The 14173-nt window shown below is 30.5% G+C and carries 13 protein-coding genes; 8 read left to right on the forward strand and 5 right to left on the reverse strand.

All coding sequences use genetic code 11. The annotated features are described in order from the left end of the window. Positions 1 to 543 precede the first annotated feature (543 nt). The 5 genes from QM746_RS12470 (at position 544) to QM746_RS12490 (ending at position 6397) form a co-directional block, all read left to right on the forward strand. Entirely contained in the window at positions 544 to 1938 is a 1395-nt protein-coding gene (locus QM746_RS12470) for a DUF4932 domain-containing protein (RefSeq protein ID WP_414984530.1), read from the forward strand. A 1005-nt stretch (positions 1939 to 2943) separates the two neighbouring features. Beyond that, positions 2944 to 3459 (forward strand): MepB family protein, encoded by a 516-nt coding sequence (locus QM746_RS12475; protein ID WP_414984531.1) that lies wholly within the window; start codon positions 2944 to 2946, stop codon positions 3457 to 3459. Positions 3460 to 3968: 509 nt separating this feature from the next. After that, positions 3969 to 4397 carry a hypothetical protein gene (locus QM746_RS12480; RefSeq protein ID WP_414984532.1) on the forward strand — a complete coding sequence of 143 codons (429 nt, stop codon included), beginning with the start codon at positions 3969 to 3971 and terminating at the stop codon, positions 4395 to 4397. Positions 4398 to 4670: 273 nt separating this feature from the next. Then, positions 4671 to 5069, forward strand: a complete 399-nt coding sequence (locus QM746_RS12485) for a hypothetical protein (RefSeq protein ID WP_414984533.1) — start codon at positions 4671 to 4673, stop codon at positions 5067 to 5069. Between the two features lie 830 nt (positions 5070 to 5899). Continuing rightward, a complete protein-coding gene (locus QM746_RS12490; protein ID WP_414984534.1) occupies positions 5900 to 6397 on the forward strand; it encodes a hypothetical protein in 498 nt (165 codons plus the stop codon). Positions 6398 to 6545: 148 nt separating this feature from the next. On the opposite strand, the gene QM746_RS12495 is transcribed toward QM746_RS12490, so the two are convergent. Beyond that, positions 6546 to 6926 carry a DUF1634 domain-containing protein gene (locus QM746_RS12495; RefSeq protein ID WP_414984535.1) on the reverse strand — a complete coding sequence of 127 codons (381 nt, stop codon included), beginning with the start codon at positions 6924 to 6926 and terminating at the stop codon, positions 6546 to 6548. Between the two features lies 1 nt (position 6927). Beyond that, a complete protein-coding gene (locus tag QM746_RS12500) occupies positions 6928 to 7764 on the reverse strand; it encodes a sulfite exporter TauE/SafE family protein (protein ID WP_374359992.1) in 837 nt (278 codons plus the stop codon). A gap of 204 nt (positions 7765 to 7968) precedes the next feature. Here QM746_RS12500 and QM746_RS12505 point away from each other — a divergent pair, with 204 nt between their 5' ends. The 3 genes from QM746_RS12505 to hemG are packed head-to-tail and all read left to right on the forward strand — an operon-like array spanning position 7969 to position 9921. Beyond that, positions 7969 to 8529, forward strand: coding sequence for a hypothetical protein (locus tag QM746_RS12505; protein WP_414984536.1), 561 nt, complete (start codon positions 7969 to 7971; stop codon positions 8527 to 8529). 51 nt (positions 8530 to 8580) lie between these two features. Then, positions 8581 to 9354, forward strand: coding sequence for a hypothetical protein (locus QM746_RS12510; RefSeq protein ID WP_414984537.1), 774 nt, complete (start codon positions 8581 to 8583; stop codon positions 9352 to 9354). A 30-nt stretch (positions 9355 to 9384) separates the two neighbouring features. After that, positions 9385 to 9921: a menaquinone-dependent protoporphyrinogen IX dehydrogenase gene (hemG, locus tag QM746_RS12515; RefSeq protein ID WP_374359995.1), complete on the forward strand. Its 537-nt coding sequence runs from the start codon at positions 9385 to 9387 to the stop codon at positions 9919 to 9921. 106 nt (positions 9922 to 10027) lie between these two features. Here hemG and gcvP read toward each other — a convergent pair whose 3' ends face one another. From gcvP to QM746_RS12530, 3 genes are all read right to left on the reverse strand, one after another. After that, positions 10028 to 12886, reverse strand: coding sequence for an aminomethyl-transferring glycine dehydrogenase (gcvP, locus tag QM746_RS12520; RefSeq protein ID WP_414984538.1), 2859 nt, complete (start codon positions 12884 to 12886; stop codon positions 10028 to 10030). Positions 12887 to 13029: 143 nt separating this feature from the next. After that, positions 13030 to 13671, reverse strand: a complete 642-nt coding sequence (locus QM746_RS12525) for a J domain-containing protein (protein ID WP_414984539.1) — start codon at positions 13669 to 13671, stop codon at positions 13030 to 13032. Positions 13672 to 13737: 66 nt separating this feature from the next. After that, a complete protein-coding gene (locus QM746_RS12530) occupies positions 13738 to 14154 on the reverse strand; it encodes an SRPBCC domain-containing protein (RefSeq protein ID WP_414984540.1) in 417 nt (138 codons plus the stop codon). Positions 14155 to 14173 lie beyond the last annotated feature (19 nt).

A 14173-nucleotide genomic window follows, 5' to 3' on the forward strand; every position in this document is an offset into this window, starting at 1 on the left:
ATATAGTAAATTAATCGCAAAGATTTTGTATGCTTGGTTTTTAGTTTTTTTAAGGAAGCAAAGTTTTGTGAATAAATTCACTTTTAAGCGCTCGCTCAATAAATTGTTTTTCTTTACGATGGCATTAGATTGATTGGAGTTAAAAGTGAATTGGTAATTTAGTAAGAAAATAATATAATGTTGTGTTGTGAAATTTTGTTTTTTTATACACCCCGTCATTCCTATTTCATTGGAATGCCACCCCTCTAAAAGAGGGGAATTTTAGAGAGTTTTGAATTAAGGTTTTAAGAAATTTGAGAAATTTGGAAGTTACTTTGACCTTTTTATTATTACGCTCCGAAGTTACAAACTTCGGAGAGCAGGCATCCATAAACAATAGAATTATCTGCCGTTATCTTCTAAACTACACAACTATAGCTAATGGTGGGAAATTCCCTGAATATATCGTATATTTTTATCGCTACAGCTCAAAAAAAAACGCTATATTTGTTTACCAAATTGTGATGTTTATTCACAGTCTGTGTTAACTATGATTTTAAAACCATGAAGTCTCAAATAAAAAAAATCACATTATTGCTATTAATAATTCTTTCAATTAAGTCTTTTTCTCAAAGAAATTTAAAAATAGAATTATCTGAAAATTATGAATTGGGAAATATCATTTTAGCGTTGACTAATTATGGCAGAACTGACCCTTGGGATGTTCAAAAAATTCCACCTTATTACAATGAAATTATTTCATATTTTGAACCTGTAAAAAACCATCCACTTTTAGACAGTGTAAATTATTCTCGTAAAGACTGGGAAAAATTTCTCGGTTTCAGAACCGATTTTTATGCTTTTTCATTTGACAAAAATGGAAATCTAAAAAGAGATTATCCATTTAATTCATTTGGACCAAAAGAAGTTGACAAAAATTTAGAATTAATTAACGATTTTGTGAAGAAATCAAATTATAGAAACTTCTATAATCAACATAAAAACTTCTACAATCAATTGATGTCCAACTATAAAAAATACTATTATATTGACAAGAGTTTTTCATTTTTAGATAAGTTTGCACCCAACCTAAAACAAAAAAGTAATAGCAATTATGTTATTGCAATTTCACCTTTAGTCGGTGGTCAGAATTGTCACCGAGATATTAATAGTTTAACGACCGTTGATTTTCCTAATATTGGAGAAGATTTAATTTTAGGTAAAATGGAGGAAAATATTTCTTCAAGAATTGTAGACAATCATTCTATCTTTACAGAAATGGATCACGGATATGTAAACCCTATTTCTGAGAAATATTCTGAATTAATTTCTAAAAATTTTGACCTCAAAAAATGGGATAATAAATCCGGATATCTAGGAATTAATTCTTTTAATGAATATATGACTTGGGCTGTTTACGATATTTTCATTTCCGATAATTTCTCGAAAGAAAAAACAGACAGCATTTCTAATATTTATTGGAAACAAAATGCAACTCGTGGATTTATTGCCCAGAATTTATTTTCAAAAAAACTCATTGAACTTCACAACAAAAATAAATCAAAGCAGCTTGAAGATTTATATTTTCCAATGCTGAAATGGTGTAAAAAAGTTGAAAATAAAATTTCACAGCCTAAACTTTTAAATTCAGATACTAAAAATTTCATCACTTTAAAAAATAATGTGGTAGAGTTACATTTTTCTGAGCCTATGCAAAAGTCTAAAATTATTGACCTTGTTTTAATAAAATTTGAAAACGGTAAACAAACTCAAAACCGACAAAATCTAAAAATTGAAAATCCAATTTGGTCGGAAGACGGGAGAAATGTGAATTTCAAAATAACGAGTGAATTTGAGCAATATGCAATTAGCTTCTACGTTTGGAATAGTTCAAATGGACTTTATTCTAAAAATGATATATTATTAAATCCGCAAAGTTATATTCTTATAAAAAAGTAAAAAAAACGTCAACTAATAACCTGATTTTCGTTGGGCTTGCAAAGCCAACAATGAAACTCCTGTTGCCCTTCGGCTTCGCTCCGGGTTCTCTTCTTCAATTGTAGGATATTTGTTTTTTTTAAGATTCATTCGGTATTGAAAATTTTTTGTTTTATACACCCCGTCATTCCTATTTCATTGGAATGCCACCCTATAAAAGAAGGGAATTTTAGAGAGTTTTGAATTAAGGTTATTATGTGGTTGAGAAATTTGGAAGTTACGTTGAACATTTTTATTTATATGCTCCGAAGTTACAAACTTCGAAGAGCAGGCGGATTTTGGCTTCGTGAACTTCAATTGCGGATGGCTTCGACTCCGCTCAGCCACCGTTTCGGGAACTTCGTTCGCAGACCTTCGGTCTGTGCTCAGCCACCAAATATATACTAAGCTAGCACTACAAACCTCAGATTAATATGAATTAAATACAAGGAAATTTTGTAATGTTATTTTTATCACAAAGATTTTATATCCTTTGCTTTCAGTCTTTAAAGGAAGCAAAGTTTTGTGAATAAATTCACTTTTAAGCGTTCGCTCAATAAATTGTTTTTCTTTACGATTGCTTTAGATTGATTGGAGGTAAAAGTGAATTGGTAATTTAGTAAGAAAATAATATAATGTTGTGTAGTGAAATTTTTTGTTTTAAACACCCCGTCATTCCTATTTCATTGGAATGCCACCCCTCTAAAAGAGGGGAATTTTAGAGAGTTTTGAATTAAGGTTATTATGTGGTTGAGAAATTTGAAAGTTACGTTGAACCTTTTTATTATTACGCTCCGAAGTTTGTAACTTCGGAGAGCAGAGCTGTACAACAGACACAATAGTTCTGCGAAATAGCTATTTTATCTTTAACCACAACATTCGATTTCGCGCTAGAAATCTTATCTTAGCAAGAAAATAAATCGTTCTCGAAACCGCTACCAGAATGTTACCTGTAAGGCGACAAAACTCTGCATCAAAAGAAATTAAATGATATTTGAAGAATTAAAACGTATTGAAAATTCAATATTTAAAACTAACCATCAACAAATTAAAAACCTAATAAAAGATTCTGAATGTGAAGAATATTTAGGATTCAATTTTCAACTTGAAAAGCTAAATATAAAATTTAGAAAAGCGAAAATAACACCCAAAAAAGTAGGATTGTTTGTAACGCTTTGGAAAAGAAATACTGAAAATGAAACAGAACCATTTAATGAAAATGATAATTTTGATTTCTATATCATTGTAAGTGAACAAAAAGAAAAATTTGGATTTTTTCTATTTCCAAAAAAGATATTATGCGAAAAACAAATAATAACAACCAAAAATAAAGAAGGAAAACGAGGTTTCAGAGTTTATCCTAGCTGGACACAAACAGAAAATAAACAAGCTGAAAAAACACAGAGTTGGCAAATAGAATATTTCATCGAACTTACAAATCTAGAGAATATAAACATTGAAAAATTCAAATCAATAATAAATAGCAGTTCACAAGAAATGTAGCAGCGGGATCTGTTGCACATCTCCATTTTTTTTAAAATATTTTTGAAAACATAAAATTTAGACCTTGCCTATTCTTCGAAAAGCACTGAAACCTTTTCTGGAGAGGTTTTTCTTAAAATTCTAAAAAAGCAACTAACACTCTTTATTTGCTAAATGCAAGGTTATATTACCTAAATCGAAAAGCATCAATCATTTATTCGTAGTGCTTTTTCTTTGATTATTGCTATAATTTTATCACTTGAAAAAATAGTCCTCTTTGCAATAAGAATTGGACTTTACAATTTTTTACTGAATCAAATAATAAGCTAAAAAAACTAACAATAATGAAAATCGCTTTAAAATTATTATTTACCCTATTTGTTTTTTTAAGTTCAAACTTTGTTAAATCTCAAAAATTTGGAAAATTAGAGAAAATTAATAAAACTGAAACTCAAAAGAAAAAAACTAAAATATTCGAGTTCGAAAAATTTAAAATATCGAAAGGAAAAATTGGCAATATAAAAATTGGCATGAATATAATTGATGCCGAAAAAGAAATCTTTGAATTAACTAAAAAGCAAGCTGAAGCGTTTGATTTTGGCTTTGATGGCGGAGGAAAAGCATATATTTATTCACTTAAAAATGAGCCTATTTTAGCTCTTATTCCGAAAAGAGATTCAAAAGAAATATTTGCAATTATTGCATTAAACAAAAATTTAAAAACAGAGAATGGCTTGAATCCTAAATCTAAGATATCAGAAATACAAAATAAATATCCAAGCATTAAGATTAATCAAGATTTAATGATGGATTGGGAATACATTTTTGATAAAAAAAATAATTGGGATTTTGTATTTATGACAAATGGAAAAAATAGAATTGGAGAATATCAAAAATCTGAAATGTCTGCTAAACCGAAAAAAGCAGAATCAAAAATGGATTGGATAACAATTAAATAAAACCGCTTTACAACTCCTAATTTAGAAAAATGCTCAATTTATTTTCACTTTTCTAGAATATTCAGAATAATTAAATTACCAAACAAGTTTTATTTATTTGCTAAATGCAAAATTATATTACCTAAATCGAAAAGCATCAATCATTTATTCGTACTGCTTTTTCTTTGATTATTGCTATAATTTTATCACTTGAAAAATAGTCTTTTTTGCAATAAAAATTGGACTTTACAATTTTTTACTGAATCAAATAATAAGCTAAAAAAACTAAAAATAATGAAAATCACTTTAAAATTATTATTTACCCTATTTATTTTTTTAAGTTCAAACTTTGTTAAATCTCAGAATTTTGAAAATTTTGAAAAGCAAATCACAAAAGAATGGAGGCTAAAAAGCTATGAAACAAATGGAAAAAAACACCCTCCAAAACCTGGTCATGAATCTGATAAAATGATTTTTACAGAAGACCATAAAACAAACTCTATAACTAAAGGAATTTCGAGAATTGGAACGTGGAAATTTGACAAAGAAAATGGAATATTATCTATAGTAGATGATGTATTGCAATTTGAAATTATATTAAACGTTATTTCATATGCAGATAACAATTGTGTTTTAGAATTGGAAAATCCCGAAAAACAAAAAACACGAATATATTTGGTTAGTAAAAAATAAGAATACACTCAAATACTTTTCTCTTCATTTCGATATAATTTTTAAGGTATTTCCTAAAAATTTAATCTCAAAAATTCTTTGGTAAAACTTAGAAATTTGCCACAACCTATCATTAAGATAACACAATCAGTGTAAAAAGATATCCTAAAAACAGAAACAAAAAATATGTGGGATAATTTTTAATAGCAACTTTCAAAAAGCTAAGGTTGAGAAATTTGGAAGTTACTTTGACTATTTTTATTTATATGCTCCGAAGTTGCAAACTTCGGAGAGCAAAGGTTATTAATGCTTGGAAAGACTGATTTGTAAAAGCAAAGTTCTTCTCTTGTTTTAGCAAAAACATTGTTGCCCTTCGGCTTTGCTTTGGGTTCTCTTCTTCGATTTTTAGGATATTTGTTTTTTTAAGATTCATTCGGTGTTGGAATTTTTTTTGTTTTAAACACCCCGTCATTCCTATTTCATAGGAATGCCACCCCTCTGAAAGAGGGGAATTTTGGGGAGTTTTGAATTAAGGGTTTAAAAAATTTGAGAAATTTGAAATTACGTTGAACATTTTTATTATTACGCTCCGAAGTTGCAAACTTCGGAGAGCAGGAACAAAAAATATGTGGGATAATTTTTAATAGCAACCTTCAAAAAGCTAAGGTTGAGAAATTTGGAAGTTACTTTGACCATTTTTATTTATTTACTCCGAAGTTACAAACTTCGGAGAGCAGAAGACGAAAAAAGAAAAATCGCAATCATTAAAAGAATTAAAAAACAAAACACTAAATTTGACCTGACTAATGAAGACCATAATTAATTTTAACGTTAGTCAGAAGTTTATAAAAATGAACCGCAAAAAAAATAATATTTTTATTCTAATTTTCATTTTCTTAGCTGTATTCTTTACTACTGCAACAAATACTTCTATTGCAATTCTCATAAATTTCAGTTTTTTTTCTTTACTAATTTTGACTTTGTTTGTAATTAGTATTATTGATGCTATAAAAAAAACTAAGCTCAAAATATTTTTCCTTAAAATTATAGGAATAAGTACTTTTTCTTTACTAATTGGAATAGTTGCTATAAATCTTCAAAAAGAATTTAATAAGAAAAGAGTTGAGAATTTAATTGTTAAAATTGATGATTACAAAAATAAAACAAGTAAATATCCAGAAAAAAAACAAGTCAAATTCCCGAAAATAATAAATGGCCTTTATATTTCTGAAATTCAATATGAACATAATACAGTTTTTGGAAATGCTTATAAAATAAGATATTATGATGATTTTTGGCAATATAAAGTTTACCGTTCTGATACAAAAAAATGGTATATTGATGATTAAAAAACTATAGCTAACAACCAGGGCTTCGTCTTGTCCGAAGGATACGAGATAAAAAAACTTTCGACTTCGCTCAGGGTTCTCATTTATAGTAGGACTTTTTCTCGTGTTGTAGCAAGAATCTTTTCAAAATCTCAATAAACCAAAAACATTAATGTGAGAATCCTAATGTAACACTCATCACAATAATCGCAAGTACAATGCAAGTGATAAGAATGTAGAGTTTATCTTTTTCTAAAATAAAAGAAAAAAGAGACAACAAAAGTCTTAAAAAAGGTGTACAAAACAAAATTAAAACCGCCAAGTAAATGATAGATCTTCCGTCAAAATGGCTAACTCCTACAAAAATAGACTTCACTACTTGGAAGAAATTTTGGTCGTTTTCTTTAAAAACTGAATAATGCACCATGTCTTGTTGATGCCCGAATAAGTAAATTAGACCTCCAAAAATCCCAATAGTTAATACTGTTAACACACCATATTTCAGTACGGCACCAATAATTTTTTGTAAATCTTTATCTGTAATATTCATCTTAAAATTTTCCGTTTAAACCATTATAAATCATATTCGCAGCCAAGAAAAAGATAACGAATGCAAAGAAAATACGCAGCTTTTTAGGGTCTGTCGCCATCAGAATTTTAGAACCAATCATAGCACCCGTTAAAACGCCAATCATCACAGGCAAACAAATATCTGGCACGATATAACCTTTTTGTACGTAGATAACGCAACTTGCTAAAGCGGTAACTCCCATCATAAAGTTACTGGTAGTGGTAGAAACTTTAAAAGGAATTTTCATAATGGTATCCATCGCAATTACTTTAAAAGCTCCAGAACCTATCCCTAGCATCCCAGAAAGCATCCCTGCAAGTCCCATCATGCTAAAACCACCAATCACGTTTTTGGTGCCATATTTTACCCATTCTCCTTTTTTAACTGGATACTGAGAAGGCAATTTTAATTTTTCTGCAAGAAGGCTAGAATTTTGTACAATATGTTCTTCTTTTTTTCTAATAGAATTAATTGCTGAAAAAATTAAAGCCAACCCGAAAATCACTGCAATAATTGAACCTGGTGCCATCGTAGAAATAAGCGCACCTCCTACAGCTCCAAGAGTAGTTGCAATCTCCAGAAACATCCCCAATCTCATATTGGCAACCCCTTCTCTTACATACGCTGCAGCAGAACCCGAAGAAGTAGCGATTACCGACACCAAAGCTGCACCAATGGCGTAATGCAAATCTACTCCCAACACAATTGACAAAAGTGGAATGACCACGATACCTCCTCCTAAACCTGAAAGCGAACCAATAACTCCGGCAGCAATAGAACCTACCAAAACGATTAGTGTAAACGTTATAACTGTCATAAATAAAAAAATTGAACTGAAAAGCGCTAGTCTTTTCTTAAAATCTATGCGAAATTAGTCCTTTTTGAGGAAAATTAATGATTTAGCACATTAAAATGAAATTAAAACTCACTTTTCAGTTCTTTTTAACAGCGAAAAAAAAAAAAAAAAAGCTTATTTAAAAGGGAATTTTGTAAATTAGCTTCAAAAGAAATCATAAAAAAAATGACTGTCAATAAAAGAATTTTAGAACAAAAAACGAATCAAGAGTTAGAAGACTATATAAAACCCGAAAGCAAATTTATTGATTTGGCTAAAATTTATGCTTTTGAAATTCTTCAGACAAGAGGAAGATTATTAAACGATGAAGAAACTAAAACTTATAATGGATTAATTGCCAACGAAAAAAATAACGAAATTGTAGAAATTCATCCCAATTATAAAAAAGCCACACTGTTTATCAATATATCTGCATTAATAGGAATTGGAAACATTATTTGGGATTACGAAAACTTCAACACAACTTTCTCCATTGTTATTGCAATTTTTATTATAGGTTCTTTGTTTTTAATAGGATATTTTATTGAAAAGGGAAATGAAATAGCCAAATACTTATTTATCATTCTATTCATTTTGGGATTGGTAAGTATAAGTATTCCAGGTTTATTTATTAATTTTCTATTCAACCCCGTTTTAGGCACTCTCAATCTATTACAAACTATTATGCAATTCTGCGCTTTAGTATTATTAATAGGAATTCCTGCAAAGAAAAAACAAATAAATTAGAAAGGATTTTTGTAAATTAGCTTCATTGTAAAACTAATACACACTAAAGCGATGAAAAACTTACTAAAAGTTCTTTCCTTTATATTATTAACAACAATTTTAAGTTGTTTTAAACTTGAAAACAAACCCTCTGAAAAAGAAACTTTATTAGTTGCAGTATATGAAAATACCTATTTAAATAAAATTAATGAAACGTTTAAAATATACAAAGACAGCACCTATCTTTTTACCCAAAATACAATAGAACCTGACCATAGTAAGTTGGAAAAATTTGAAGGAAAAGTTCAAATTAAAAACGATACTATTCAATTTACTCCTTTCGGATTTAGTTTTAACAATGCAAAAACAGCAGTCTTAAAAAACGGATTTGTTGAATTTATTGATAGTGACGACTATCCTTATAGAATGAAAATTGAAAAAACTTCGCTATTTGTAAAAAACAATATAGACTTTAATCAATTTAAAAACTACGCTGTTTTCACATTTTACAAAAAATACAACAGAATAAATGAGGAAAACAACAACTCTAATTACGACCTGAATAACAACGATTTAAAAAAAATTGAAGCCATCTTAAGTTCTCAAATCAAGAAAAACAAAAATCTAAACAATTACAGTTCTTATTTGAAACAAATTGTAGCCGAAAAAAATGAAAAAAATGAGGTTATTGTCTTTGTTCATTTTTTTTGTAAAGACCAACATACGCTTTCTAACTATCAATATTATGAAATCTCTATGATGGACGGAGGAAAATGTAACATTAGAATATCATTAAATCTTTCTACCGGGAAAATCAATTTTATAAATTTCGCAGGTCTTGCCTGAAATTAGAAAAAAACTTCTAAAAAAAATAAAATGGCAGCAAAAACAATTATTATCTATTCTTCGATTGACGGACAAACAAAGAAAATTTGCAGTTACATGAATAAAGCTTTCATCAAGAGCAAGCAATCTGTAGAAATTTTCAGCATTGACGGACTGAGAAACGCTGTCGAAAAACTTCAATCTTCTGATAAAATAATAATTGCGTCTAGCATTAGATATGGCAAACACCACCCTTCTATTATCCAATTGGTACAAGAGAATTTTGAGTTATTAAATTCTAAAATTACAGCATTTGTATCGGTGAATTTAGTTGCCCGAAAGCCAGAAAAAAGCAGTCCAGAAACCAATCCTTATTTGGTAAAATTTCTTAATTCTATACCATGGAAACCAACGATTTGTAAAGTTTTTGCAGGAAAATTAGATTATAAAAAATATTCGTTTTTAGATAGAATCATGATTAAATTAATTATGGTAATGACGAAAGGCCCAACAAATTCTAAAACCGAAATTGAATACACAAACTGGAAAGATGTAGTTTTGTTTACTAAAAAATTAATTGAAATATAGAGAGTTCTATTTCGCTCAGTATGACAAATTTAGAATGATTAATCAAAACAAAAAAGTCGCTGAATTAAGAGTTCAGCGACTTTTTGTATATAAAGTTTAAAAATTCTTATTGATAAGATTCAATAGGCTCACAAGTACAAACTAAGTTTCTATCTCCGTAAGCTTCTTCAATTCTAGACACCGAAGCAAAGAATTTGTGTGTTCTCACCCATTCTAACGGATAAGCAGCTTTTTCTCTGCTGTAAGGTTTGTCCCAAGCATCAGAAATTACTACTTGCTCTGTGTGCGGTGCATTTTTCAATACATTGTTATGAGCATCAGCTTTACCTTCAGCAATTTCTTCAATTTCAGATTTTATAGAAATTAAAGCTTCTGCAAAACGGTCTAGTTCTTCTTTAGATTCAGATTCTGTAGGCTCTATCATTAATGTACCCGCAACAGGGAAACTCACTGTAGGCGCATGGAAACCATAATCCATTAATCTTTTTGCAACATCTGCCACTTCTATTCCTAGAGGTTTAAACTGACGGAAATCTACAATACATTCGTGAGCTACTCTACCGCTTTGGTTAGCATATAAAATTGGGAAATGTTCTGCTAATACTTCTTTTAAATAATTAGCATTCAAAATTGCATATTCTGTAGATTTTTTAAGACCTTCAGCACCTAACATTTTGATGTAAGCATAAGAAATATTGAGAACTAAAGCAGAACCATAAGGTGCCGCAGAAACCGCATCAATTCCATTTTCGCCACCCGTTGGGATGTTAGGATTTTTTGGCAAGAAAGGAACTAAATGCTTCGCTGCACAGATTGGCCCAACACCAGGTCCACCACCACCGTGAGGAATCGCAAAAGTTTTGTGTAAATTAAGGTGACAAACATCTGCACCAATATTTCCCGGAGAAGTAAAACCAACTTGTGCATTCATATTCGCACCGTCCATATAAACTTGTCCGCCATTATCATGAATAAGATTGGTAATTTCTTTTACGTTAGCATCAAAGAAACCATAAGTAGAAGGATACGTAATCATTAAAGCAGATAAATTGTCTTTATGTTCTTCTACTTTAGCTTTTAAATCTTCAAAATCAATTTCTCCATTTTCAAGATTTTTCACTACTACTACTTTTAAACCAGCAATTACTGCAGAAGCAGGGTTGGTACCATGTGCAGATTGAGGAATAAGGCAGATATTTCGGTGTCCTTGTCCGATAGATTTTTGATATGCTCTAATCACCATTAACCCAGAATATTCTCCTTGTGCACCAGAATTTGGCTGAAGAGAAGTTCCTTCGAAACCTGTAATTTCGGCTAAATATTTCTCTAACGACTGAATTAATCTTTGGTAACCTTGAGCTTGTTCTACAGGAACAAAAGGATGAATAGCGCCCCAATTTTCCCAAGAAAGCGGAATCATTTCGGTAGCAGCATTCAGTTTCATTGTACAAGAACCAAGAGAAATCATAGAATGGGTAAGACTAAGGTCTTTTCTTTCTAAACGCTTGATGTAGCGCATTAAATCTGTCTCTGTATGATATTTATTGAAAACTTCTTCTTTTAAAATCTCGTCTTTTCTCAATAATTCTTGAGGAATAGAATACTCTTCTTTCAGAGTCAATTTAAAACCTTGTTTTTGTTTGTAATGAGCAAGAGAATCAACCAATTTATTAATCTTGTCGATAGTAGTAGTTTCATTTAAAGAAATACTTACAATACCTTCTGAGAAATAGTTTAGGTTAATTTTATGGTCAATTAAAAATCTTTTTAAATTCAATTTTTCAGATTCTGAAAATTTAATTTTCACTGTATCAAAAACAGGGTCTTTTACAATTTCGTATCCTAAAATTTGAAGAGCATCTCTTAGAGCATTGGTTTTGTAATGAATTTGGTCTGCAATAAATTCTAATCCAGCTTTACCGTGATATACCGCATACATACTCGCCATTACTGCCAAAAGAACTTGCGCAGTACAGATATTAGAAGTTGCTTTTTCACGTTTTATATGCTGTTCTCTTGTCTGTAAAGCCATTCTTAAGGCACGTTTGCCATACATATCCTGAGAAATCCCAATAATTCTTCCCGGTATATCCCTTTTATAATCTTCTTTACATGCAAAAAAAGCAGCGTGAGGACCACCATAACCTAGAGGAATACCAAATCTTTGAGAAGTTCCTACGGCACAATCTGCTCCCATTTCTGCAGGAGATTTTAATTTAACCAAAGCCAAAGGGTCACAAGCTACGGCAACTTGAAGATTTTGAGATTTTACATTTTTAATGAACTCTGTATAATCTAAAACAATTCCGTTTTTGCCTGGATATTGCAATAAAGCACCAAAGAAAGAAGCATCTGCTGAGAATGTTTCGTGGTCTCCAATAACGATTTCAATGCCAAGACCTTCAGCTTTTGTAGTAAGAACGGCAATTGTTTGAGGCAAAACCAATTCTGAAACAAAAAATTTATTCGCTTCGGCTTTTTTCTGGTCTTTTGTTCTATTGCTGAAGAACATGTTCATCGCTTCTGAAGCCGCAGTAGATTCGTCTAGCAAAGAAGCGTTGGCAAGGACAAAACCTGTAAGATTGGTAATTAACGTTTGATAATTAAGCAAAGCTTCTAATCTGCCTTGTGCAATCTCTGCCTGATATGGTGTATAAGCCGTGTACCAGCTAGGATTTTCTAAAATATTTCTTTGGATGGCACTAGGCAAAATACTATTGTGATATCCAAAACCAATGTAGGTGTCGTAATCTAAATTTTTCTCTGCCAATTCCTTAGAGCGTTGAAGCATTTCGTATTCTGAAAGTGCTTCTGGAATATCCAAATCTTTGGTAAGACGGATGGCATCTGGAATGGTTTGAGAGATAAGTTCATCAATAGAAGAAACGCCAATTTTACTTAGCATTGCTCTTCTATCAGCATCATTTAGATTAATGTGACGATTCACAAACTGCTGTGTGTTCATAGATTTAATACGTGTTGATTTTTTACTTTTATTAGGTTTGTAAAAATACGAAAACTTTGTGTAATGCTCAAATTTAGAATTTTAAAGAAAATTTCTTTTCTCTTGCTTTAAGCATTCAATTATCTATGATACTATGAGATTATCTATTTCTCAGAAAAATAAATTGCAAGTGCTGCAATAATGAGAAGCATCAAAAAAACGAACCATTTTTTTGATTGCTTTTTTCGTTTAGAAATTGTTTCAGATGACGTTTTAGGCGTTACAAATTCTGTATTTTTTTCTAATTTTTCATCATTTAAAATTTCAGAAATGGTAATACCTTGCACCGCAGTTTTGTGTAGAAAAGTATTGGTAGCGTGTAAAATAATTTGAAATTTACCTTCTTTGTCAAATTCCTTTATTCTGAATTTTCTTTCGCCTTGCGATTTTTCTAATCCAAAAGGAGTAATTTTCACAAAATCAGCATCATACGTTTGCCAATAGATGGTAATCTCGTCGCCTTTTTTGGCTCTAATTGTACTGGCATTAAAATTTTTAATTTTTGGAGGCAAAACAGATTTGTAACTTCTTTGAAACTGGCCATAACTTTGGTCATAAATCTTGCGTCTTTCGGCATCAATTAACGTTTCATAAGCTTCTTGAATTTCTCTGAAACGCTCGGTAAAAAACTCATCATTTTCGTTTTTATCAGGATGATATTTGAAAGACAATTTTCGGTACGCTTTTTTTATTTCGTCTTCCGAAGCGTTTGGCTTAATCCCGAGAAAATAATAATAGTCTTTCAATGGATGATGAATGATTGATTGAGGACAAAAATAGGGAAAATTTATTTGCAACAAAAAAAAGGAAACCTACAAGTTTCCTTCCATATAATTTTTAAATTGATTCAAAATGCTTTGCCAACCTTGTTCTTGCATTTCTATAGCATTAATTTGTTCAGGTTCGAAACGCTCGAAAATTTCGGTAGTATTTTCGTCAATTTCATTAAAAAATATTTCCACTTTTCTGCCATCTTCTATAAAATATTCTATTTTTTGAAGCGGAATAATTTCGGTGTACGTTCCATGAAAAACAAAACTTGCCGATTTGTCTTTTGCAGCCATTGTGTAGAAAAATTCTCCACCAACTTCCAGATTATTTTCAGCTCTTGGACAATGCCAACTTTCGTGGGCAAAATTCCAGTGAACGATATGTTCTGCTTTGGTAAAAAAGTCCCAAACTTTTTCTATTGGTGAATTGATGGTTGTGTTTACTATTAATGGTTCCATTTTAAAGTTAGAAGTTAAA

It is taken from the genome of Cloacibacterium sp. (assembly GCF_047601505.1).
GTDB lineage: Bacteria > Bacteroidota > Bacteroidia > Flavobacteriales > Weeksellaceae > Cloacibacterium.